Here is a 21,138-nt window from a genome sequence, read left to right on the forward strand (position 1 = left end):
CCCTCACCGCGACTCGCGCCGGCCTAGCCAGACGTGAAGCGGAAACATCATCGACAGGGTAAGCCCCGCACTGAGGTGGATCCAGCTCATCCAGGGCCTGACAACCTCCGAACCGAGGTAATACAGCCCGAAGGCGGTTACGATCAGCGCGGCATTGAATGCCGCCATGATCGATCCCGAAATGCGATTTTTCCTGGTCCGCCACGCGCGCAACAGATGCACGGGAACGAGCGCTCCGAGCAACAGCAGTGTCAGCATGGCGACACCGCCGTGAACCATCAGCAAGTTGGCGGCGACCTGCTGCCAAATCTCGTCGCCGGCGATGTTTTTCTGCCAATCCGCCACCAGCCAGCCGGCGCCTGTCAGCAACAGCGCCGCAAACGCGGCATACATCGCGTAACGAAATGAACGTTTAAGCCGCAAGATGCACCACCTGTGAACAGTCGGACGTGACCTGAATGTCCCCGTCGGCCGCGATCAACAGGGCGTTTGCTCCGTAATGCTCAAGCAGGTCGCCTGCATCGGTCCCCGAGATCATCACGACCTTGGTCAGCGCATCGGCAATCATGCATGAGGACGCGCGGACCGTGGCGCCGACGATCGCCGTAGCCGGCTCGCCGGTGGCGGGATTGACGATCGGAGAGGTTCCCGGACAAGTGCCCTCCGCCAGATCAAATCGACGCGCCGTCGACGCCAGCGCCTCTCCGACTATCTCGATCCGCGCGAGCAGGCGCAGCGGGTCGCGCGGATCGCGCAGATCGACCCTCTGCGGCCCTGCTCCGAACACCCGGAGATCGCCGCCGGCATTCACCAGCCCCGCCGGAACGCCGAATCCACGCAATACTTCGATGGCACGGTCGACCGCAAAGCCCTTAGCGATTCCTCCGAGATCGATCGTGATTTCAGGAGCTCGAAAGCGCACAGTGCGCTCCGGTAGCAACTCGATCGCGTCGCCGACGCACGGCCCGGGCACGACGACCCGACCGCCGTCCGGTCCGGGCAGCAGGCCGATGGCTTGCAACGCCGGCGCAACGGTCACGTCGAAGGTCCCCCAAGAGCGCCGGTGAATCTCGACCGCCGCCTCCAACACCTCGAATGTCCAGGCATGAACCGGTGTCGGCAGAACGCTGGCCTCTCGATTGAGGCGGCTGACATCGCTGTCGCGCTCATGAAAGCTCATCAGCCGATGAACATGCGCGACGGCATCGAATGCGGCGTCAATGGCGGCATCCGCTTCGGGGCCGGCGGCTGCGACCTCGATCTCGACGAAGGTGCCGAGCAGCGGCCGCGCGCGGCGGGTCCTATCGGAGACGATTGGCATAGGCGGCCAGGATCCTCTTCACGCCTTCCGTGACATGCGTCGACGACAGCGTCGCGCCGGAGATATTCCTGATGTCGCCGTTGATCTTCAACGCGCTGCCGCTGCTCTTGCCGACGAATTGCGCCAGCCAGCCCGGACTTCTGACCTCACCGCCATAGGATTCCCGGTACTCCAGGATTTCGACCTTATGCACTGCGCCCGTCGGGGTCAGCGCCACCGCATAGTCGATGAACAGGTGCTTGCCGATGACCCGGTCGAAGATAAAGAAGCCCGCGACCTTGCCGCCGGCTTCAGCCTTCCACACGCGTCCCGCCTGAACTTCGGTGAAGTGCGTCGCCGACGGAAATGCCTGCTTCTGCGCCTCCGCGATCGACAGGTACTGAACGGCATAGGCGGGCGAGGCAACCGACACGAGCGCCGCCGCCGGCAACGTATATCGAACCCACGTCATCTTTTACGCAACTCCTGTTGTTCAATGTCTCGCCGTGGCGGCGCGTCGTTCCGGCGCGCCCCGCCGGTCTCAGAAGAAGAAGCCGACGCCGCCGAGGAACGAATCCGACATCGCGCCGGTGATGCTCTTGTCGATGACGTGCTGATAGGTGGCCTTGAGCGCAACCTTCGGCGATGGGAACAGCGCGAAGCCGGCGGTATGGAACTGTCGCTCGCCGGCGCCGGTCGGCAGGTTGGCGTCCGTACCGGCAAAGCCTCCGGTCTGCAGGTTCTGATAAGTGTAGCGATAGAACGGCACCGCCTCCCACTCGCTGTTCAGGACAGTCCCGAGCGGCACGTGATAAGCGACCTCGCCGGAATAGCCGTACATCGTCTTGCCGACGTTATTGGCGGGATCTGAATCGTTGTTGGCGCGCAGGTTCTCCGGACGGCCGAATTCCGCGCGGACATATTCGCCACGCAATTCAAGACCCGTGTCGGGAACACGATAGCGGAACTCGGCGTCGAACATGGTCAGGCTCGAGTGTCCGAGGAAGTTGCCGAGATCGTCATGCGCGCCGCGCGGCGTCGTGTTCGGCGAGTAATAGGCGCTGACGCTTCCGGCGAGGCCGGGCAGGAATGTCGGCGTGAAGTCGAGCCGCCCTGATACGGCCACGGCATTGTTGAGTTGCTGGAAGTCACCGAGCGGCGGCCGCGAGAAGCCGAGAGCATTCAGGCCATCGATGCCTGCGGCGTAGGGCGTGCCGGGAAGCGGCACGGTCTTGGCCGCGGTCCGGTTATCAAAAGTGTCGCCGAAGTCCTCATTGCTGGTGCTGACCATCACTTGATATTTCAGGTCTTCGGTAATGGTTCCGTAGACACTCGAGGACGGCACTTTCCAGGTCGACGGAATGAGGCCGTTGTACAATTCGGGCCGGTTCACGCTGTAAAACTGCGTCGGCTCGTGGTGTTGGTTGATGTAGCCGATCGGCACGAGATCGATACCGGGCGAGCGCACGTTGAACTGGTCGATGATCTTGAAGTCGATCCAGACCTGCTCGATCTCGGCAGTGCCGTGCAGCTTGTCATCGTTGTCGAAGCCGGAGCCTGCGTGCTCAAACTCGATCTCTGCGTTGAAGATGATGTTTGGTGTGATCGCGTAGGTCGGCAACAGCACGAATCGCGCTGCATCGAAGCCGTTCTGCCATTGGCCGTTGGCGGCAGGATTTTGCACGCTGCCGAACTTGATTTCGCCATAGGCACCGATGCTGAGGCCCGGCACGGGAGAGTCGACAAGCCCGAGGATCGGCTTGTCCCCCACCGACGGAAGCGGCGGAAGATTCAGCATGGGTTTGGCCGGTGTCCCTGCCGGCTGCGCCTCGGGCTTGCCCTTGGCATCCTTCGCGTCCTGCTTGGCATCTGTCGTCCCCCCAGGCGCGACGGATGACGCTGCAGCATTGGCGCTTCGAGTCGAGATCGGCCGCGGCGCCGGCTTGGCGGCGGCATCCTTCTGCTTCAGTTCGGCTTCGAGCGCCTGGATGCGCTGCTCCATCTTGTCGAGCTTCTTGAGCAGCGCTTCGTTCGCGTCACCTTCGGCCGCAGCGGCGCTGACGCTACCGACGATCGAGAGCGCGGTCGCCGCGAGAAGCGCGGCGCGCCGCGATCTGAGGCCGTGTCTGAATTTCGATCCACCCAAGCCCGTGTAACGATGCGATGACATGCGCCCCCCTGCTAGTCGGCGGATACGCAATCCGCGACATTGGGACGCACCTAGCATTGTCCGGAAACAATTCGCGAAGAATCGGCGATGGGAGGACGCCGCGCTTTTAGAATCCCTCAAGTTTAGAATAGAAATAAGAAGCAACCAAAGCCGGACATTCGGGAAAAATCGGCATCTAAAGCAGCATGAAGCCGCGAAGCAGCCCGACCGACAGGACTTAAGAGCGATCCCGCAGCTGCTTGCGTCCGGTGAACATCGCGCGCACCAGGTTTTGACGCTGAAGCAATCCCACCACGATGACGCCAAGCACGTGCAGGGCGGCCAGGATGATCACCGCATCCGAGGCATAGGCGTGGGTGTCCTCGACCCACCAGACGCCGAAGAAGGTGACGGTGACCTCCATCGCGCCCGTGATCGCGGACACCGCGAGCGTGAGCAGCAGCGCCACCAGCATCACGGTGCCCGCGGGATTGAGCCCGATATAGCGGCCGGTGATGCCGCGACGGAGATTCCAGATGTAGCGCGGCGAGGCGCGCAGCCGGACGCCGAGCTTGCCGAAACGCGCATAACGTGTGCCGGCAAAGCCCCAGATCAACCGGAACGCCAACAGCCCGATCACGGAATAGCCCGCCAGTCGATGCAGCCGGTCATAGACGTTTGGCGTCACCCACGCGACCAGGACGAGGATGGCGAGCGCCCAGTGCCACAGCCGCAGCGGCAGGTCCCAGACCTGCACGCTGGTCGTGCCGCGGGCGCCCGGCGCCGCCTCCGTCATCGCAGCTGCTTCACTTGACGACTCACTTGGCGATCGTGTGCTTCAGGCTGAGATCCTCCGGGCTGTAGAACAGCTCGTAGAGCTTGCCTTCCTTGACGCCGTAGACTTCGTAGCAGGAGCCTTCGACCTTCGTGCGGCGCACCTCGTAGCCGGCTGCCTTGGCCTTGGCTTCGGCATCGCTAGCCGGCTTCCACGACGCCTTGTCGAGCTTGGTGCAAGTCTTGTAGCCGTCGGCCAACGCCGCCGATCCCGCAAGTCCCAGAACACCAGCTGCAAGCACAGCGCTCAAAATCACTCTCACGCGCATCTCCCCTCCGTTGACGATCACGCCCACAACGCACATCGCGTTGAGCACATGGGTGAACAATGCCGAGGGGATTGCCAAGTCAAGGAAGCGCGGCAGCGGCAGGCTTTAGAGGAATTCTAACGGCCGCGAAAACCGCTTTGCGCTCCACGCGCAATTTGGTGTTGACCGCGTGCTGCGGCCTTACGCCTCACGGAGATCCGAATCTGCCGGCGCGCGCCTTCGATCAGGACGCGGCACCCGCCATTGCGCGACGAACCACAGCAGGGCGTTCGGCCGCTGCCGGGATCCGCTCACCGATCATCTGCGCGACCTTCTCGCTCTGCACCGGCGGGCTGAAGTGGAAGCCCTGCACTTCCACGCAGGCGTCGGCGCGGAGGATGTCGAGCTGCTCCCTGGTTTCGACGCCTTCCGCGGTCGTCGTCTTGCCGAGGCTGACCGCGAAGCGAACGATCGCGCGCGCGATCCGGCGCGACTCGTCCGATGCACCGGAGAGCTCGGAGACGAAGCTGCGGTCGATCTTGACCTTGTCGAACGGAAACTTCTGCAGGAAGCTCAGCGAGGAATAGCCGGTGCCGAAATCGTCGAGCGCGATCCGCACCCCGAGATCGTGCAGCTGGCTGAGCGCCGCGAACACCGCCTCGCTGTCCTGGATGATGGCTGTTTCGGTGACTTCGAGCTCGAGCCTGTCGGGAGAAATTCCTGCACTCGCCAGCGCGTGGACGATCACCGGCACCAGCTCCGGGCTCCTGAACTGCACCGGCGACAGGTTGATCGCGATCTTGAGGTCGTCGGGCCATTTGGCGGCTTCCGCACAGGCGGTGCGCAGCACCCATTCGCCGAGCGGCACGATCAGGCCGGTCTCTTCCGCGAGCGGAATGAACTGCGCCGGCGAGACCATGCCGCGCTGCGGATGGTGCCACCGCAGCAGCGCTTCGAAGCCGCAGGTCTCCCCGCTCGCGACATGGATGAACGGCTGATAATGCAGCTCGAACTCGCCATTGGCGAGCGCACTGCGCATGTCGCGCTCGAGGCTGCGCCGGGCCTGCAGCAACCGATCGAGCTCCGGCTCGAAGAAACGGAACGAGCCGCGCCCACCGCTCTTGGCCGAGTAGAGCGCAAGATCGGCGCTGCGCAGGACCTCGTCCGAATCGGTGCCGTCGCGCGGTGCGAGCGCGATGCCGATGCTGGTCGTGGTGGTCACCCGATGATGGCCGAGATCGATCGGCTCGCTGAGCGCCTTCCTGATCTTCTCCGCGAGCAAGCCGGCCTCGGTGACCGGATCGCTGACGGAGTCGATGACAGCGAACTCGTCGCCGCCGAGCCGCGCGACCAGCGTCGTATCGCTGACGCAGCGGCGCAACCGCGCGGCCACCGACATCAGCAACGCATCGCCTGCCGGATGTCCTAGTGTGTCGTTGACGTCCTTGAAGCGATCGAGATCGAGCATCAGCACCGCAAGGCTTGGCCCACCGCACCTCGCGCCCGAGAGCGCCTGCTCCATCCATTCCTTGAGCAGCACGCGATTCGGCAAATCGGTCAGCGCGTCGTGTTGCGCCATATGCGTGATCTTGGCCTCGGAGCGCCGCTGCTCGGTGACGTCGCGATGCGTTGCGACCCAGCCGCCACCGGGCATCGGCTGCCGCGTCACGCAGATCAGCCGGCCGTCGGCAAGCTCGTCGACCCGGCTGCTGATCTCGTCGGCCGGCAGCGCGTTCAGCGTGGCGAGCTTCTCGGTCGCGGCGTTGTCGCTGGTCTCACCCTTGAGAAGGCCATTGGCGATCCGATGCGTGATGATCGCGCGATGGGCGGTGCCGGGCATCAGCAATTCGGGCGGCAGCCGGTACATCTTGGCGTAGCGGTCGTTGCAGACGACAAGGCGCTTCTCCGCATCGAACATGCAGAGGCCCTCGCCCATGTGGTTGATCGCGGTATCGAGCCGGAACCTCTGTTGCTCCAGCTCCTTCTGCGACGCCTCGACCTGCTGGCGCGCCAGCGACAGCTGGCTGATGATCTCCTCGAAGCGGCGGGTGCGAAGCGCGAGGCGCCGGTCCGCGAGCACGCCGACCAGGCTCATCCCGAGCACCGAGAGCGCCACGCCCGCGATCACGATGGCGAGGAAGGCGGGAGAAAGCGACAGGGCCTCCGGAGCCAGCAACGGATCCGGAATGATCTCGACCGCGCCCATCGCGGTGAAATGATGCGACACGATCGCAAGCGTCAGCAACAGCGCCGCGACCAGCGACGACCAGCGATCCTGGTAACGGACCGCGGTCGCCAGCGCGGCGTAACCGAACAGCATGCCGAGCACGATGGAGGCGGCCACGAGGTCCATCGACCACACCACGTGGCCCGGCACTTCCAGCGCCCACATTCCGAGATAATGCATGCTGGCGATGCCGGCTCCGATCACGGCGCCGCCGACCGGCGCGCGCCAGGGGCTGGAGTCGCTGGCGGCAAGGCCGAGGCCACCGGATGTCAGCATCATCGCCACCGCAAGCGACAGCGCGGTGAGAACGATGCCGTAGCCGGTCGGCACGCCCGGCTCATAGGCCAGCATGGCGACGAAATGCGTTGCCCAGATGCCGTAGCCGATCGCAGCGCCCGCGATCGCGATCCAGATCAGCCGCGTCCGCGCCTGCGAGGCGATCGCGCGATGGAAGATGTTGACCGCGACAATGCTGGCAACGAAGCAAACCAGTCCGGCCAGCAGAACCAGCCGCCAGTCATGCTCACCCGAAAGGCACGTCAGAACACGAAACATGCGTCGGTCCATGGTTGTCCGCGCAGACAAGCTAGGCCGATTGAATTGTCTTCTCGATAATTTTCTACAACTTTCAGTGGCATGGTTATCCGCGCGTAAGCCGATTCCGCACGGAAATTGATGGCCCCATAAATTTTGAACACGTGCTCTATGGCGCGAACTTGTTTGCCGTTGTTCCGCGCACCTTGTGCTTCAGCGATTGCTTTCGGGAACAACTGATTACGCGGCCGACCGCCGCCGCCCGGAAGCTTGCTTCAACCAATCCGCCCATGACCGCGTGCCGCGGACCCCTTGGCTCACCACGAAACCCATGCCCCGCGCAGCCTTGTCCGACAGTGGTACGGGCAGGATGACACGGCGGAGGCCACGCGCTGCCTGAAACTGCCGGGCGATCTCGACCAGGCTGAGGTCGTCGGGTCCGCCGATCTCGGCGCGCATGCCGCGTCCTCCGTCGAAGGCGCATCTGACAAGATGGTCCGCGACGTCGGATGTATCGACCGGATTGAGCCTCGCACGAGGTATCGGCCACACTGGAAGACCGGACATGCCTGCCAAGAGATCCTCGAGGAGATAGTGGAACGGCATTGCGCGAACCACCGACCATGCGACGCGCGACTGTCGGACCAATTGCTCGCCGGCAAGCTTGACGCGCGCATAGGGCAACGTCGCTTCATCGAGCCCGACGATCGAGACGTGAAGGACATGCTGCACGCCGGCGTCCTGGCTGAAGGCCAGCAACCGCGCGATCCCCTCGACATCCACCGCCGACGGTGACTTGAAGAAATCGACCGGCCTGAAGCCGCCGCGGCGAGCGATCGGCGAATGTGTCGCGGCATCGATCACGGTGTGCACGCCGTTCAACGCAGTACGCAAGCCTTGCCCGGTGGCGAGATCGCCGACGGCCCACTCGACGTCGGTCCGTGCCTGCGGGGACCTCGTGAAGACACGCACGCGGCACCCTGCCTGGACCAGTTGATCGACGAGATCGCGGCCGAGATGGCCCGTCCCGCCGGTGACGAGGACGAGAGACATGTTCATGCTCCAATGTTGACCGATCAGGCGGCGAGCGGGATCAGCACCGTCTCGCCGGTCGCGACCAGCGCGACCTCTCCCTGCTCGTTCTCGGCAAACAGCTCGGCGCGCGCGAACGCCTGCCGGCGGCCGGCACGCACCAATGTGCCCTTGGCGATGAAACCGCGGCCCAGCGCAGGCTTCAGGCAATTCATCGAGAAATGCGATGCGGTGACCGAGCCCACGACGGACGCGGCGGCAAAGCCGCAGGCGGTGTCGAGCAGTGCCGCGATCATGCCGGCGTGCAGGTGGCCTGCATATTGGGTGAGATCATCGCGCCAGGGCACGCGCAGTTCCACTTCGCCGGCGCCGGCGGAAATCACCTCGAGGCCGACAAGCCGGTTGAAGGCCGCCGACGCATTGGTCGCGATCAGACGCTCCAGATCGAATCCCGCTCCAGTGGTCATGCAAACCTCCATTGCGGCGATCGTCGTTCGAGATTGGCCCTGACCGCCTCGATGTGATTGGGCGCGCCAAGCAGCAGCGCCTGCTCGGCTGTCTCGGCCGCGAGCCCGATCGCCGCATCGCGATCGGCGGCAAGATTGAGCAGCCGCTTGGCGGCGCGGATCGCATCGGGACTGCGGTCAGCGATCGCGCGGGCGGTCTCCAGCGCGGCGGCGCGTGGGTCGTCGACGATTCGGGTGGCGAAGCCGTAACCGAGCGCTTCGTCGGCGGAGAAGACGCGCGCAGTATAGGTCAATTCGCGCACCACGTCCTCGCGCGCGAGATGGCGCATCAGCAGCGTGCCGGCCATGTCCGGCACCAGCCCCCATTTGGCTTCGATGATGGCAAGGCGAGTGCCGGGCGCGACATATCTGACGTCGGCGCCGAGCATCAGCTGAAAGCCGCCGCCGAACGCGATGCCGTTGACGGCGGCAATCACCGGCACCGGCAACTCGCGCCAGAGCCACACCAGGTGCTGCGCGAAGTTGGCGATGCCGTGGGTGCGCTGGCCGAGATCGGCAAACGGGAGGATCGACTCGCCATTCGTCGTCGCGACGAGGCGCTCGATGTCGAGGCCGGCGCAGAAGGCCTGGCCTTCGCCCGACAGCACCACGGCGCGGACCCTTGAGTTGTCGGCGAGCTGTGCGCCGATCTCGGCGATCGCGGTGAACATCGCCGGATCGAGCGCATTGAGCTTGCCGGGGCGATTGAGCCTGACGTCGGCGACGCCACCCGCGATGCTCAGGCTGATGCGGTCAGTCGTCATCGTTGCGCCCGCTAGTAGCCGGCGGCAGCGAGCGCCACGACCACGCTCATCGCCATCCAGCCGATATGACGGAAGCGGGTCGCAACCGCATTCGCCAGCGCGGCGCAGCCGAACACGACCGCGAGCGTCACCACGATCCAGTGCCGCGCGGCATCGGAGGCCATCGCGGGCGCTGCAATCAGCAGCACGCCGCCGCCGATCCAGGCGACGGTGCCGGCCTGATAGACCAGGCGGAGCAGCAGGCGCAGCCGCGGCGGCTCGACGGTGGCGCGGGCGAATATCTTGGTTTCGCCGAGAACGCCATGGATCAGGCTGACCAGGATGGCGATGGCACCGGCGCCTTGCAGCAGAAGATCACGCATCGGCAAGTCTCCATACAGTACTGTATGGATAAGACGCCAGCGGCTGGCGCCTGTCAATACACTTGTGTATGGTCGGTGGCGCAGACGGGGAACCATGACGGAACAGCTCTCAGCCAAGGACTGGCTCGATCAGGGCCTCAAGACGCTGGCGCGGCGCGGCTTCACGGCGCTCAAGGCCGAGCCGCTGGCCAAGGCCATGGGCGTCTCGCGCGGCAGCTTCTACTGGCATTTCGCCGACATCGGCGCCTACCGCGCCGCGATCCTCACCTATTGGCGCGAGGTCGCCGCCGAGCAGGTGATCGCCGAGCTCGAGACCATTCCGCAAGGCGGCGACGCGCTGGCGCTGCTGCTGCGCCGGACCTTCTCGGCGCGGCTGGCGCTGGAACGCGCGGTGCGCAGCTGGGCCACCGCTGACGCCGCGGCGCGCGCCGCCGTGCTCGAGGTCGACCGGCGCCGCATCGCCTATATCGAAACCCTGCTCCGGCATGCAGGATTCCCCGACGACGAAGCGCGCGGCCGGGCGCAGATCTTCTACTGGGCGTTCATCGGCTACGCACTGTCAGAGCAGACGCTGCCGAAAGCCCAGCAGCAGGCGGCGATCGACGAGCTGCTGCGGATGACGAAGCGCTGACAGCGCATCTTTGGTTGTGCTACATCACGGCGATCCGGAGATTTCCATGAATTCCACGACCGACCATCTCGAAAGCACCGCCGACCCGAAACTGCTCGAAATCCTGGTGTGCCCGATCACCAAGGGACCGCTGGAATTCGACGCCGCGCGGCAGGAGCTGATCTCGCGTTCCGCGAAACTCGCCTATCCGATCCGCGACGGCATCCCGATCATGCTGCCGGAAGAGGCCAGGAAGATCGATTAGATCCGCACGATCACAGTTGCGTCGTCCCGGCGAAGGCCGGGACGACAACAAGCTTACAACGCCTCACCCTTCAGCAGCCGCGGCACCTCGCCTGACAATCCCGCCGCCTGGCGGATGAACATCTCCTTCAGCGGCGGCGCGCGATCAACGAGGCCGAGGCCGATGTCGCGCACGGTGCGCAGCAGCGTCGATTCGTTGGAGAACAGGAAGTTCAGCGAGTTGGTGGCAACGCCCATTGCCATGGTGTCAAAGCGCCGCCAGCGCTGATAGCGCTCGAGCACGTCGGCCTGTCCGAGATCCATGCCGAGCCGCGCCGCATCGACCACGACCTCGGCCAGCGCCGCGACATCCTTCAGGCCCATATTGAGGCCCTGCCCCGCGATCGGATGGATCACATGCGCGGCGTCGCCGATCAGCGCCAGCCGTTCGCCGATGAACGAGCGCGCGACGAAATAGCCGAGCGGAAATGCGCGCGGTCTGTCGAGCGCCTTGATCTCGCCGAGGCGCAAACCAAAACGCTGCTCGAGCTCCGCGTGGAATTGCTCTTCATTCAAAGCGACAATACGCGCGGCGTCCTTGCGCGTCTCGGTCCACACCAGAGACGAGCGGTTGCCGGTCAGCGGCAGGATCGCGAACGGACCCGCTGGCAGGAAATGCTCCTCGGCACGGCCATGATGCTCGCGCTCATGCCCGACCGTGACCACGATGCCGGATTGATCATAGTCCCAGCCATGGGTCGCAATCCCGGCGCGCTCGCGCAGCTTCGACCGCGCGCCATCGGCGGCGACCAGAAGGCTCGCATCGACCTCGGTGCCGTCGGCCAGCCGCACGCTGACGCCGTCGGGGCGTGACTCCGATGTCGACACCGCGGTGGCGCGCAGCTCGACGCCTTCCGCCTCGGCGCGCGCCGCCAGCGCATCGATCAGATAGCGGTTCTCGACCATATGGGCGAACGGCTCGCCGGGCTCGACATTGCCGGCGAAGGTCAGGAACACCGGGCGCGCTGCGTCCTCCAGCTTGGAATCGGTGACGACCATGTCGGTGATCGGCTGCGCGGTCGGCGCCACCTGGCCCCAGACGCCGAGGGTCTCGAACAGCCGCCGGCAGGCCGCCACGATCGCGGTCGCGCGCGGATCGCGGCTCGGGCGCTGGCTCAGCGCCGGATCGGCCACGATGACCGGGATGTCCGGCCCCAGCCCCTGGCGCAACGCGACCGCCAGCGCCAGCCCGGCAAATGCGCCCCCGCAGATCACGATACTTCGTTGTGCCGGCATGCCTTTTCCTTACGCGCCCGACGCCATCAGACTGTGCTTGCTACCTGATAATAGCTGGGCGAAACAGGGGGCAGAAACAAGCCCGATCGTCATTCCGGGGCTCGCGCAGCGAGAACCCGGAATGACGAGATTCCGGGTTCGATGCTGTCGCATCGCCCCGGAATGACGGTTTAACCAACCGAAAGCCACTGAATGTCCAAGAGCCTGATCGACCTGCTGTCCATCCTCGATCTCGAGCAGCTCGAGGTGAATTTGTTCCGCGGCAACAGCCCGAAGACGAGCTGGCAGCGCGTGTTCGGCGGCCAGGTGATCGGTCAGGCGATGGTGGCGGCATGCCGCACCGTCGAGGGCCGGCTGCCGCATTCGATCCATTGCTACTTCATCCTGCCCGGCGATCCGCAGATCCCGATCATCTACCAGGTGGAGCGGCTGCGCGACGGCAAGAGCTACACCACCCGCCGCGTCACCGCGATCCAGCACGGCAACGCGATCTTCTCCATCATGGTCTCGTTCCATTCCGACGAAGAGAGCAACTTCAATCACCAGGAGAAGATGCCCGACGTGCCGCCGCCGGAGAAGCTGACCGCGGAGGAAGTGTCGAAGCAGCCGATGTTCAAGGAGATGCCGGAGTTCATCCGTCGCTACTATGAGAGCGACCGGCCGATCGAGCTGCGCCCGGTCGAGCTCGGCCGCTATTTCGGCCAGAAGATCGACGACGGCCGCATCCATGTCTGGATCCGCACCGCGGCGAAGCTGCCCGACGATCCGGCGCTGCATCTGTGCGCGCTCGCCTATGCGTCGGATTTCTCGCTGCTCGATGCCGTGATGGCGCGCTATGGCCGCACGCTGTTCGACCGGCGCATGATGCCGGCGAGCCTCGACCACGCAATGTGGTTTCACCGCCCGTTCCGCGCCGACGAATGGCTGCTCTACGCGCAGGATTCGCCGAGCGCGCAGTCGGGCCGCGGTCTGACCCGCGGCCAGATCTTCAAGCCCGACGGCACGCTGGTGGCGTCCGTCGCGCAAGAAGGATCGGTGCGCGAACGCAAATAGCGTCTTCGAGCGACTTCGTCTCTGATGAATTCAGAGCCGAAGTGATTGCCCTCAGCTAGCTGCGTAGGCGCCGCGCTCGGTCAACGCGAATTGCGAGATGAACCAGTTGGCGTACCAGCGCAGCACCCACGGAATCGGGATCAGGAAGCCGCAGCCGACCGCGAACACGATGGTTCGCCACAGCACGTCGAGGCCGGAGGCATTGAAGGTGACCTCGCGGCGCGTGCCCTCGACGTTGCGGCAGATCCAGCGCAGCCATGCGGTCATCACCCAGGCCCAGCCGATGATGGTGATGGACGCGATCACCATCAGCACGTACCAGCCGACATAGGCGGCCGGGCTGCCGTTGAACGAGATCGGCAGGTCCTGGCCGCTCGAGCTGAGACGGCCGAAGATCCAGCGAACGATCATCCAGCTCAGGAAGCCCTGCACCACCAGCGAGAGCAGCGACACGATCGTGCTGTGGGCTGCTCCAGCATAGGTCAGCAGGCCAAGCACGATGAAGACGTACCAGATGTCGAGCGGCTGCCCGGTGAAGGCGAGGTGCGGCCGGCCCGGCACGCGAATATAGGGAATCGCAAAGCGGTACAGGCCGGTCGCGGTCCACGGCGCGGGGATGACGAAGATCTGGCCGATGAACATCAGCACGCTGCGTCCGAACAGGCCCCAGATCGGGAAGTCGGCCGACAGCGCGCCGCCGCTGTAGCTTGCCGATGCCGCAACCGGCGGCGGTGCACCGGCCTGCGGAAACGCCGGCGGCGCCCCGGCGCTCGGAACAAGACCTGGAATCTCCCCGGCCTTCTGCCAGCCGGCCATTCCCTCGGTCCACACCAGCGTATCGGCGCCCACCATGCCACGGGTGATCAAGTCGCGGAGCTGAGCTTCAGGCAGGGGGCCTTTTTGCTGGCCTTCGGATGCATAAAACCAGTTTCGGTTCGACATTTCTTGTTTCCTCGGGGCGCGCGCTTGGTGACGCGCGGTAGGCGAAACGAGCCAGCGGGACCGCTGGCCGGGGCGGGAAAGCCATATTCTGGCGGAGGGTTGTCGTCTCGTACAGTGACGGAGTTCACCCGCTGCGCACGTTTTCCCCTTCAACCTGCAACTTTTTTGTGCCATTTGCCCAGAAAGCTGCCAGATTTGGCGGACGCGAAATGTGCGGGACGACAAATTGCCGCTCCGGTGGCGGCAGGCGCCGCTCCGGGGACGGGGCGCACAGGGAAAACTTCAAGGGAATAAAGGCCTGAACCATGAAACTCGTCGTCGCGATCATCAAACCGTTCAAGCTTGACGAAGTGCGCCAGGCCCTGACCGCGATCGGCGTTCACGGCATGACGGTGACCGAGGTGAAGGGCTATGGCCGCCAGAAGGGCCACACCGAGATCTATCGCGGCGCCGAATATGTCGTGAACTTCCTGCCCAAGCTCAGGATCGAGATCGCCGTCGACACCGAGCTCGCCGAAAAGGCGGTCAGCGTCATCACCGAACACGCCCGCACCGGCCAGATCGGCGACGGCAAGATCTTCGTGACGCCGATCGACCACGCGCTGCGCATCCGCACCGGCGAGACCGACAACGACGCGCTCTGAGCTTTATCAAATCCGTCGCCGGCAACGAGGCCGGCGCACGTCACAAATCCACACCAAGAAACGACGACACGCCGGGGAATGATGATGGGGGCACGAGCTCTTCGTGCAGCGATATCAGCTGCGCCGATCAATGCTGCGATCCTGTTCGCATGGGCGACGCCAGCCTTCGCGCAGGACTCCAGCGTCAGCGCCTCCGGCATCAACGCCGCCGACACCGCCTGGATGATTGTCGCCACCGCGCTGGTGCTGATGATGACGATCCCGGGGCTCGCGCTGTTCTACTCCGGCATGGTGCGCAAGAAGAACGTGCTGGCGACAATGGCGCAGAGCCTCACGGCCGTCGCGCTGATCTCGATCCTCTGGGTCACCTTCGGCTATTCGCTGACCTTCGTCGGCAACGGTCCCTGGCTCGGCTCGCTCGACAGCTGGTTCCTGGCCGGCATCACCATGGACAGCGTCAATCCGGCGGCGAAGACCATCCCGGAAGCGCTGTTCATGCTGTACCAGATGACGTTCGCGATCATCACGGTGGCGCTGGTTGCGGGCTCGGTCGCCGACCGCATGCGGTTCTCCGCCTATGTGCTGTTCTCGATCGGCTGGTTCGTCTTCGCCTATGTGCCGCTGGCGCATTGGGTGTGGGGCGGCGGCTTCCTCGCCTCGGCGGGCGTGCTGGATTTCGCCGGCGGCCTCGTCGTGCATCTCTCCGCCGGCATCAGCGGCCTGGTCGCGGCCAAGGTGATGGGCAACCGGCACGGCTATGGCCATGACAACCTGTCGCCGTTCGATCTGTCGCTCGCCGTGGTCGGCACCGGCCTGCTCTGGGTCGGCTGGTTCGGCTTCAACGGCGGCTCGGCGCTCGCCGCCAATTCGCGCGCGGTGATGGCGATCACCGCGACGCATCTCGCGGCCTGCGCCGGTGCGTTGACCTGGGGCGCGATCGAATGGGCGACGCGCCGCAAGCCGTCGGTGCTCGGCATGATCTCGGGTGCGGTCGCGGGGCTCGGCACCATCACCCCGGCGTCCGGCTTCGTCGCGCCGTGGCACGGCGTCGTCATCGGCATCCTCGCCGGCCTGATCTGCTACTGGGCCTGTACCTGGCTGAAGCATCGCTTCAAGTATGACGACTCGCTCGACGTGTTCGGCGTGCACGGCATCGGCGGCCTGACCGGCACGCTGCTCGCGGGCATCTTCGCGTCGGCGGCAATCGGCGGCACCTCCGGCCTGCTCGAGGGCAATCCGAAGCAGCTGCTGATCCAGCTCTATGGCGTCGCCGTCACGTTCGTCTGGTGCGGCGGCATCACCTTCGTGCTGCTGAAGCTGGTCTCGGCCTTCGTCCCGCTCCGCGTCTCGATGCAGCAGGAGATGGAAGGCCTCGACATCTCGCAGCACGGCGAGGCGCTGCAGTAAGCGGCCGTAGCGCGTGGGGGGCGCCGCGAGGGCGAATTCGTAAAACAACCCCATGCAAAGGACCTCAGCGAACGCCGCGACGTTGACGCGGACGGGTTCGTGCTTGCGCGACACATAAGTGTGTGCTTATGTATCGGCATGATCGAAGCTGATATCTTCAAGGCGCTGGCCGATCCGACCCGCCGCAAGGTGTTCGAGAAGCTGGCTGGCGGCAGCCTGAACGCCAGCGCCTTGCGCGACGGCCTCGAGATCAGCCAGCCGGCGATGTCGCAGCATCTCGCGGTGCTGCGCGCGGCGGGCTTGGTGCGCGAGCAGCGGCAGGGCCGCTTCGTGAATTATGAAGTCGACCCGGACGGGATCGCCAGCATCGGGACCTGGCTTGCCCGCTACCGCGCCTATTGGCCGAAGCGCATCGAGGCGCTCTCCGACCTGCTGAAGGACATGGATCAATGAGCGACACAGTCGAGCCTGACGCGGACCAAGCCCTGGTGCTCGAATACGAGCTCGACGCACCGCCTGAAAAAGTCTGGCGCGCCGTGACGATTCCGGCGCTGCGCGAACGCTGGCTGCCGGATTGCGATCTCGCCGGCGCCGAGCCGGAAGCAACGATCACGGGCGAAGAGGTGCGCTACCGGCTCCGCGAGTCCGAGCCGCCGTTTCGCGAAAGCCATGTCACCTTCCGGATCGAGCCGAACGAGGCCGGCGGCACAAGGTTTCGCATCATCCAGCAAGCCTGCGACGAGCGAGCAAGACTGCCGCAGGCCGCCAACAGCAACCGCCGCACCCTGATGCGCGCGGCCTGATCGCAAACTTCACCCGCTGAGACGTCATCACCTGCAGACATGGAGGTCGCCGATGCGCGACATGATGCAACTTGTCCCCATGGTCGTCGAGCAGTCGACCCGCGGCGAACGCTCCTTCGACATCTATTCCAGGCTGCTGCGCGAGCGCATCATCTTCCTGAACGGCGAGGTCAATGATGCGATGTCCGGGCTGGTCTGCGCCCAGTTGCTGTTCCTCGAGGCTGACAACCCGAACAAGCCGATCAACCTCTACATCAACTCCTATGGCGGCGTGATCACCAGCGGACTTGCGATGTACGACACCATGCAGTTCATCAAGGCGCCGGTGCACACGCTGTGCATGGGCACCGCGCGATCGATGGGCTCGTTCCTGCTGATGGCCGGCGAGCCCGGCCACCGCGCCGCGCTCCCGAATGCGAGCCTCCACGTGCATCAGCCGCTCGGCGGCTTCCAGGGCCAGGCCTCCGACATCCTGATCCATGCCACCGAGATGCAGGAAACCAAGCGGCGCATCACCCGGCTCTACGCGCAACATTGCGGGCGCACCGAGGCCGACGTCGAGCGGACGCTGGACCGCGATCACTTCATGTCCGCGCAGCAGGCGCTCGAATGGGGCTTGATCGACAAGGTCTTCGCGGCACGCGACGCCGCCTAATGGTCCGGCATCGCCCTATTTAGATACCCGCCACTGCTCCCCCGCTGAGCAGAATTGTGTCCGGACCCTGGCTTGCTCACGAATTGAGCCGACCTGATTAGATTTTAGGCGCGACGGAATACCGCAGGGGCACCCGGCTCCCGCAATGCGGGAAAATATCCGGATTCATAATCCATTAGCGAACTCCGGCCGGTTGGCACGGCATTTGATTCTATGGGTCTGGCTGTGCCCGCGTAGTGGAAGTCCTCCGCGTGGTGAACCTCAGTCGAAACTCCCGGTGTTCGTTCGCACCGGGCCCAAGCGGGGATAGGACTCATGAAAATTGTTATGGCGATCATTAAGCCATTCAAGCTGGAAGAGGTCCGTGACGCCCTGACCGCCATTGGCGTTCACGGTCTCACGGTGACGGAAGTCAAGGGGTACGGCCGTCAGAAGGGTCACACGGAAATCTATCGCGGCGCCGAATATGCCGTGAGCTTCCTGCCCAAGATCAAGATCGAGGTCGCAGTCGGCTCCGACCAGGTCGACAAGACCATCGACGCCATCACCTCCGCCGCCAAGACCGGACAGATCGGCGACGGCAAGATCTTCGTCATCAGCCTCGAGCACGCCGTGCGCATCCGCACCGGCGAGGCCGATGCCGCGGCCCTCTGATTTCGCGCTCAAACCTTAAGACCTCAGGAGTAATATGACATGACGTTCAAGCGTCCCTATGGCGCGGGACTGGCGGCCCTCGCAGTCGGCCTCTTTGCCGCAACCGCCGCCTACGCCGAGCCAACCGTCAACAAGGGCGACAACGCCTGGATGCTGACCTCGACGGTGCTGGTGCTGTTGATGACCATCCCCGGCCTTGCGCTGTTCTATGGCGGTCTCGTCCGCTCCAAGAACATGCTCTCGGTGCTGGCGCAGGTGTTCTACACCGTCTGCATCGTCACCGTGCTCTGGGCCCTCTACGGCTACAGCCTCGCCTTCACCGGCGGCTCCGACTTCATCGGCGGCTTCTCCAAGGCCTTCCTGATGGGCGTCACGCCGGACTCGAAGGCCGCGACCTTCTCGGTCGACGCCAACATCTCGGAGCTGGTTTACGTTTGCTTCCAGATGACCTTCGCGGCGATCACGCCGGCCCTCATCGTCGGCGCCTTTGCCGAACGGATGAAGTTCGCGGCGATCGCCCTGTTCATCCCGATCTGGGTCACCGTGATCTACTTCCCGATCGCGCACATGGTCTGGTACTGGCCGGGCCCGGACGCGATCCAGGATGCTGCCAAGGCGCTCGCCGCCGCGGCTGACGGCGATGCCAAGACGAAGGCGCAGGCCGCCCTCGACGCGATCAACGCCGATGCCGGCTGGATCTTCAAGAAGGGTGCGATCGACTTCGCCGGCGGCACCGTCGTGCACATCAACGCCGGCATCGCCGGCCTGGTCGGCGCGCTCTTGATCGGCAAGCGCACCGGCTACGGCAAGGAGCTGATGGCTCCGCACTCGCTGACCATGACCATGATCGGCGCCTCGCTGCTCTGGGTCGGCTGGTTCGGCTTCAACGCTGGTTCGAACCTCGAAGCCAATGGCGGCGCGGCGCTCGCCATGACCAACTCCTTCGTGGCAACCGCCGCGGCGGCGCTGTCCTGGATGTTCGCGGAATGGATCATCAAGGGCCATCCCTCGCTGCTCGGCGCGCTCTCGGGCGCGGTCGCGGGCCTCGTCGCGGTGACGCCGGCGGCCGGCTATGCCGGTCCGATGGGCGCCATCGTGCTCGGCCTCGTGGTTGGCGTGGTCTGCCTGTTCTTCTGCACCGTGGTGAAGAACGCGCTCGGCTATGACGACTCGCTCGACGTGTTCGGCGTCCACTGCGTCGGCGGCATCGTCGGCGCGCTCGGCACCGGCATCCTGGTCAACCCGGCGCTCGGCGGCGCGGGCATCATCGACTACACCGCGATCCCGCCGAAGGTCGCCGATTACGACTTCGCGGCGCAGATGATCTCGCAAGTCTGGGGCGTCGGCACCACGCTGGTGTGGTCGGGCATCGGTTCGGCGATCCTCTACAAGATCGTCGACGTGATCGTCGGCCTGCGCGCCAACGTCGAGACCGAGCGTGAAGGCCTCGACATCACCGAGCACACGGAGCGCGCCTACAACATGTAAGAGTTCTCCCGGGGCGCGACCTCCCCAAGCGGTCGTTCCCAGAACTACGGTCCGGGCACATACCCGGCAATGTCCGGACCGTTGAGGGGCTCCAGCGCAAGTTGGAGCCCCTTTCTTTTTTCTGCGCTTGAGAAAATAATGTCGGAATTGCCTGCCATCGTGGAATGACTGGCTACAAACAACGAAACCGACAACAAGAACGGGAGGACGTCATGAAGGTGCAAGGCAGGTGCTATTGCGGCAACGTGCGCTATGAGGCCGAAGGCGAACCGATGATGGCGGCGCAATGCCTGTGCCGCGAATGCCAGTACATCACGGGCGGCGGGCCGAACCTGTTCATGGCGATGCCGGCCACCGGCTTCAGATACACCGCGAGCCAGCCCAAGCAGTTCACGCGCAAGGATCTCGAGCGCGCCGTGACCCGCGAGTTCTGCCCGGAATGCGGCACGCATCTGGTGACCAAGGTGCCCGGCCTGCCCGCGACGATCCTGAAGGTCGGCACGTTCGACGACCCCAGTGTGTTCACCCCGCAGATGACGATCTACGCCTGCGACAAGCAGACCTTCCACCATCTGCCCGAGGGCAAGCCGTCATTCGAGAAGCTGCCGGCGCGGTAGAGATCACACATTCAGTGTGTAGCCCGGATGGAGCGCAGCGCAATCCGGGAAAGCCTCTCCGCGTAAGGACCATCCCCGGATTGCGCTGCGCTCCATCCGGGCTACGGAGCTCACACCGGTCAATCGACCAAGACCTCCTCGGCGGGCAACTCGCTCGGTGCGCCATCGCGCAAATAACGTTCGAGAATATCGGCAAGCGACAGCGGCGTGAGACGCTCTTCCGCGCTGGGCAGATCGGCGATCGGCCACCAGCGGAAACAGTCGAGCACCTTCGCCTCGGCCGCATCAGTCATCACAGGGTCGAATCGATCGGCGTGAACGATCCGGTATTCTTCCTTCTGGGAGATCCGCCGGCCGCCCCAGTTGAAGGTGTGGTGACGCCGCCAGACGGCGGGGCCATGCGCGAAATCGGCCAGCCCCAACTCCTCGGCAAGCTCTCGCCGCAACGTCGCTTCCGGCGTCTCGTCGCCCTCGCTGCCGCCGCCGGGCGCGATCCAGAAGCAATCCCCGTGCGGCGGGCGAATCCGCAGCAGCAGGACTTCGCGCTCGTCCGTGATGATGAGCGCCCTGACGGCGCGGCGATGGATCATGTCCAAAAGCAATCTCGGCGCAATCTCAGTGCAATTTCGAAGCGGTTTTGATCGGCGAGCGCTGATATCACGGGCCGGCCGATCGTGCCCGCCGCCGATGGTTAATCGCGTCTTAACCTCGCCCTATCTATGGTGACTTGATCGGTTTACGGTCGGCGCCCCTCAACCCCGACCGCAGTG

At 64.8% G+C, this 21,138-nt stretch carries 25 protein-coding genes; 11 read left to right on the forward strand and 14 right to left on the reverse strand.

All coding sequences use genetic code 11. The annotated features are described in order from the left end of the window. Nucleotides 1–3: 3 nt before the first annotated feature. The 11 genes from QMZ05_RS17750 to QMZ05_RS17800 all read right to left on the reverse strand — a co-directional run bounded on the left by QMZ05_RS17750 (nt 4) and on the right by QMZ05_RS17800 (nt 9,956). Nucleotides 4–423, reverse strand: coding sequence for a hypothetical protein (locus tag QMZ05_RS17750; RefSeq protein WP_353701925.1), 420 nt, complete (start codon nt 421–423; stop codon nt 4–6). Further along, entirely contained in the window at nt 413–1,321 is a 909-nt protein-coding gene (locus tag QMZ05_RS17755; protein WP_353701926.1) for an FAD:protein FMN transferase, read from the reverse strand. The genes QMZ05_RS17750 and QMZ05_RS17755 overlap by 11 nt, the downstream gene beginning before the upstream one ends. Beyond that, complete coding sequence (locus QMZ05_RS17760) at nt 1,302–1,772, reverse strand: FMN-binding protein (RefSeq protein WP_353701927.1); 471 nt, start codon at nt 1,770–1,772, stop codon at nt 1,302–1,304. The genes QMZ05_RS17755 and QMZ05_RS17760 overlap by 20 nt, the downstream gene beginning before the upstream one ends. Before the next feature lie 69 nt (nt 1,773–1,841). Beyond that, entirely contained in the window at nt 1,842–3,470 is a 1,629-nt protein-coding gene (locus tag QMZ05_RS17765; protein WP_353701928.1) for a hypothetical protein, read from the reverse strand. Between the two features lie 217 nt (nt 3,471–3,687). Beyond that, a complete protein-coding gene (locus QMZ05_RS17770) occupies nt 3,688–4,245 on the reverse strand; it encodes a cytochrome b/b6 domain-containing protein (protein WP_353701929.1) in 558 nt (185 codons plus the stop codon). A gap of 22 nt (nt 4,246–4,267) precedes the next feature. Continuing rightward, nucleotides 4,268–4,552, reverse strand: a complete 285-nt coding sequence (locus QMZ05_RS17775; RefSeq protein WP_353701930.1) for a PepSY domain-containing protein — start codon at nt 4,550–4,552, stop codon at nt 4,268–4,270. A gap of 223 nt (nt 4,553–4,775) precedes the next feature. After that, complete coding sequence (locus QMZ05_RS17780; RefSeq protein ID WP_353701931.1) at nt 4,776–7,313, reverse strand: EAL domain-containing protein; 2,538 nt, start codon at nt 7,311–7,313, stop codon at nt 4,776–4,778. Between the two features lie 219 nt (nt 7,314–7,532). After that, nucleotides 7,533–8,345 (reverse strand): NAD(P)H-binding protein, encoded by an 813-nt coding sequence (locus tag QMZ05_RS17785; RefSeq protein WP_353701932.1) that lies wholly within the window; start codon nt 8,343–8,345, stop codon nt 7,533–7,535. Nucleotides 8,346–8,368: 23 nt separating this feature from the next. Next, nucleotides 8,369–8,791, reverse strand: a complete 423-nt coding sequence (locus QMZ05_RS17790; protein WP_353701933.1) for a PaaI family thioesterase — start codon at nt 8,789–8,791, stop codon at nt 8,369–8,371. Then, on the reverse strand, nt 8,788–9,594 hold the full coding sequence (locus QMZ05_RS17795; protein WP_353701934.1) for a crotonase/enoyl-CoA hydratase family protein: 807 nt from the start codon (nt 9,592–9,594) through the stop codon (nt 8,788–8,790). The genes QMZ05_RS17790 and QMZ05_RS17795 overlap by 4 nt, the downstream gene beginning before the upstream one ends. A gap of 11 nt (nt 9,595–9,605) precedes the next feature. Further along, the gene (locus QMZ05_RS17800) at nt 9,606–9,956 is read right to left on the reverse strand and encodes a hypothetical protein (RefSeq protein WP_074130853.1); all 351 of its coding nucleotides are present in this window, start codon (nt 9,954–9,956) and stop codon (nt 9,606–9,608) included. Nucleotides 9,957–10,050: 94 nt separating this feature from the next. On the opposite strand from QMZ05_RS17800, the gene QMZ05_RS17805 reads away from it, so the two are divergent. Further along, nucleotides 10,051–10,587: a TetR/AcrR family transcriptional regulator gene (locus tag QMZ05_RS17805; protein ID WP_353701935.1), complete on the forward strand. Its 537-nt coding sequence runs from the start codon at nt 10,051–10,053 to the stop codon at nt 10,585–10,587. A 46-nt stretch (nt 10,588–10,633) separates the two neighbouring features. After that, nucleotides 10,634–10,831: a Trm112 family protein gene (locus QMZ05_RS17810; protein ID WP_018269337.1), complete on the forward strand. Its 198-nt coding sequence runs from the start codon at nt 10,634–10,636 to the stop codon at nt 10,829–10,831. A 53-nt stretch (nt 10,832–10,884) separates the two neighbouring features. On the opposite strand, the gene QMZ05_RS17815 is transcribed toward QMZ05_RS17810, so the two are convergent. Then, nucleotides 10,885–12,105 carry a ubiquinone biosynthesis hydroxylase gene (locus QMZ05_RS17815; RefSeq protein WP_353701936.1) on the reverse strand — a complete coding sequence of 407 codons (1,221 nt, stop codon included), beginning with the start codon at nt 12,103–12,105 and terminating at the stop codon, nt 10,885–10,887. 192 nt (nt 12,106–12,297) lie between these two features. On the opposite strand from QMZ05_RS17815, the gene tesB reads away from it, so the two are divergent. Continuing rightward, on the forward strand, nt 12,298–13,158 hold the full coding sequence (gene tesB, locus QMZ05_RS17820) for an acyl-CoA thioesterase II (protein ID WP_146986170.1): 861 nt from the start codon (nt 12,298–12,300) through the stop codon (nt 13,156–13,158). Nucleotides 13,159–13,209: 51 nt separating this feature from the next. Here the strand turns inward: tesB and QMZ05_RS17825 are convergent, their stop codons facing one another. Further along, nucleotides 13,210–14,100 (reverse strand): GYF domain-containing protein, encoded by an 891-nt coding sequence (locus tag QMZ05_RS17825; protein WP_353701937.1) that lies wholly within the window; start codon nt 14,098–14,100, stop codon nt 13,210–13,212. 305 nt (nt 14,101–14,405) lie between these two features. On the opposite strand from QMZ05_RS17825, the gene QMZ05_RS17830 reads away from it, so the two are divergent. From QMZ05_RS17830 to QMZ05_RS17865, 8 genes are all read left to right on the forward strand, one after another. Next, on the forward strand, nt 14,406–14,744 hold the full coding sequence (locus QMZ05_RS17830; RefSeq protein ID WP_074128375.1) for a P-II family nitrogen regulator: 339 nt from the start codon (nt 14,406–14,408) through the stop codon (nt 14,742–14,744). An 84-nt stretch (nt 14,745–14,828) separates the two neighbouring features. Then, nucleotides 14,829–16,151, forward strand: a complete 1,323-nt coding sequence (amt, locus tag QMZ05_RS17835; RefSeq protein ID WP_353701938.1) for an ammonium transporter — start codon at nt 14,829–14,831, stop codon at nt 16,149–16,151. A 138-nt stretch (nt 16,152–16,289) separates the two neighbouring features. Then, the gene (locus tag QMZ05_RS17840) at nt 16,290–16,604 is read left to right on the forward strand and encodes a metalloregulator ArsR/SmtB family transcription factor (RefSeq protein ID WP_024583100.1); all 315 of its coding nucleotides are present in this window, start codon (nt 16,290–16,292) and stop codon (nt 16,602–16,604) included. Further along, complete coding sequence (locus QMZ05_RS17845) at nt 16,601–16,954, forward strand: SRPBCC family protein (protein WP_353701939.1); 354 nt, start codon at nt 16,601–16,603, stop codon at nt 16,952–16,954. The genes QMZ05_RS17840 and QMZ05_RS17845 overlap by 4 nt, the downstream gene beginning before the upstream one ends. A 52-nt stretch (nt 16,955–17,006) precedes the next feature. After that, on the forward strand, nt 17,007–17,609 hold the full coding sequence (locus QMZ05_RS17850) for an ATP-dependent Clp protease proteolytic subunit (RefSeq protein WP_146986179.1): 603 nt from the start codon (nt 17,007–17,009) through the stop codon (nt 17,607–17,609). A 315-nt stretch (nt 17,610–17,924) separates the two neighbouring features. Beyond that, the gene (locus QMZ05_RS17855) at nt 17,925–18,263 is read left to right on the forward strand and encodes a P-II family nitrogen regulator (protein WP_021082517.1); all 339 of its coding nucleotides are present in this window, start codon (nt 17,925–17,927) and stop codon (nt 18,261–18,263) included. A gap of 39 nt (nt 18,264–18,302) precedes the next feature. Beyond that, nucleotides 18,303–19,751, forward strand: coding sequence for an ammonium transporter (gene amt, locus QMZ05_RS17860; RefSeq protein WP_353701940.1), 1,449 nt, complete (start codon nt 18,303–18,305; stop codon nt 19,749–19,751). 212 nt (nt 19,752–19,963) lie between these two features. Next, nucleotides 19,964–20,368 carry a GFA family protein gene (locus tag QMZ05_RS17865; RefSeq protein WP_353701941.1) on the forward strand — a complete coding sequence of 135 codons (405 nt, stop codon included), beginning with the start codon at nt 19,964–19,966 and terminating at the stop codon, nt 20,366–20,368. Between the two features lie 119 nt (nt 20,369–20,487). On the opposite strand, the gene QMZ05_RS17870 is transcribed toward QMZ05_RS17865, so the two are convergent. After that, nucleotides 20,488–20,958 carry an NUDIX domain-containing protein gene (locus tag QMZ05_RS17870; RefSeq protein ID WP_353701947.1) on the reverse strand — a complete coding sequence of 157 codons (471 nt, stop codon included), beginning with the start codon at nt 20,956–20,958 and terminating at the stop codon, nt 20,488–20,490. Nucleotides 20,959–21,138: the final 180 nt, after the last annotated feature.

This window comes from Bradyrhizobium sp. INPA03-11B (genome assembly GCF_040446015.1).
GTDB classification, from domain to species: domain Bacteria; phylum Pseudomonadota; class Alphaproteobacteria; order Rhizobiales; family Xanthobacteraceae; genus Bradyrhizobium; species Bradyrhizobium macuxiense_A.

Bases quoted from the DNA above. Each gene is read 5' to 3' on its own strand.
- QMZ05_RS17795 (WP_353701934.1), bottom strand. From the start codon at position 9,594: ATGACGACTGACCGCATCAGCCTGAGCATCGCGGGTGGCGTCGCCGAC.
- QMZ05_RS17775 (WP_353701930.1), bottom strand. From the start codon at position 4,552: ATGCGCGTGAGAGTGATTTTGAGCGCTGTGCTTGCAGCTGGTGTTCTG.
- QMZ05_RS17805 (WP_353701935.1), top strand. From the start codon at position 10,051: ATGACGGAACAGCTCTCAGCCAAGGACTGGCTCGATCAGGGCCTCAAG.
- QMZ05_RS17845 (WP_353701939.1), top strand. From the start codon at position 16,601: ATGAGCGACACAGTCGAGCCTGACGCGGACCAAGCCCTGGTGCTCGAA.
- QMZ05_RS17840 (WP_024583100.1), top strand. From the start codon at position 16,290: ATGATCGAAGCTGATATCTTCAAGGCGCTGGCCGATCCGACCCGCCGC.
- QMZ05_RS17785 (WP_353701932.1), bottom strand. From the start codon at position 8,345: ATGTCTCTCGTCCTCGTCACCGGCGGGACGGGCCATCTCGGCCGCGAT.
- QMZ05_RS17765 (WP_353701928.1), bottom strand. From the start codon at position 3,470: ATGTCATCGCATCGTTACACGGGCTTGGGTGGATCGAAATTCAGACAC.
- QMZ05_RS17830 (WP_074128375.1), top strand. From the start codon at position 14,406: ATGAAACTCGTCGTCGCGATCATCAAACCGTTCAAGCTTGACGAAGTG.
- QMZ05_RS17870 (WP_353701947.1), bottom strand. From the start codon at position 20,958: ATGATCCATCGCCGCGCCGTCAGGGCGCTCATCATCACGGACGAGCGC.
- QMZ05_RS17855 (WP_021082517.1), top strand. From the start codon at position 17,925: ATGAAAATTGTTATGGCGATCATTAAGCCATTCAAGCTGGAAGAGGTC.
- QMZ05_RS17825 (WP_353701937.1), bottom strand. From the start codon at position 14,100: ATGTCGAACCGAAACTGGTTTTATGCATCCGAAGGCCAGCAAAAAGGC.
- amt (WP_353701940.1), top strand. From the start codon at position 18,303: ATGACGTTCAAGCGTCCCTATGGCGCGGGACTGGCGGCCCTCGCAGTC.
- QMZ05_RS17810 (WP_018269337.1), top strand. From the start codon at position 10,634: ATGAATTCCACGACCGACCATCTCGAAAGCACCGCCGACCCGAAACTG.
- QMZ05_RS17800 (WP_074130853.1), bottom strand. From the start codon at position 9,956: ATGCGTGATCTTCTGCTGCAAGGCGCCGGTGCCATCGCCATCCTGGTC.
- QMZ05_RS17755 (WP_353701926.1), bottom strand. From the start codon at position 1,321: ATGCCAATCGTCTCCGATAGGACCCGCCGCGCGCGGCCGCTGCTCGGC.
- QMZ05_RS17865 (WP_353701941.1), top strand. From the start codon at position 19,964: ATGAAGGTGCAAGGCAGGTGCTATTGCGGCAACGTGCGCTATGAGGCC.
- amt (WP_353701938.1), top strand. From the start codon at position 14,829: ATGGGGGCACGAGCTCTTCGTGCAGCGATATCAGCTGCGCCGATCAAT.
- QMZ05_RS17815 (WP_353701936.1), bottom strand. From the start codon at position 12,105: ATGCCGGCACAACGAAGTATCGTGATCTGCGGGGGCGCATTTGCCGGG.
- QMZ05_RS17780 (WP_353701931.1), bottom strand. From the start codon at position 7,313: ATGTTTCGTGTTCTGACGTGCCTTTCGGGTGAGCATGACTGGCGGCTG.
- tesB (WP_146986170.1), top strand. From the start codon at position 12,298: ATGTCCAAGAGCCTGATCGACCTGCTGTCCATCCTCGATCTCGAGCAG.
- QMZ05_RS17790 (WP_353701933.1), bottom strand. From the start codon at position 8,791: ATGACCACTGGAGCGGGATTCGATCTGGAGCGTCTGATCGCGACCAAT.
- QMZ05_RS17760 (WP_353701927.1), bottom strand. From the start codon at position 1,772: ATGACGTGGGTTCGATATACGTTGCCGGCGGCGGCGCTCGTGTCGGTT.
- QMZ05_RS17850 (WP_146986179.1), top strand. From the start codon at position 17,007: ATGCGCGACATGATGCAACTTGTCCCCATGGTCGTCGAGCAGTCGACC.
- QMZ05_RS17770 (WP_353701929.1), bottom strand. From the start codon at position 4,245: ATGACGGAGGCGGCGCCGGGCGCCCGCGGCACGACCAGCGTGCAGGTC.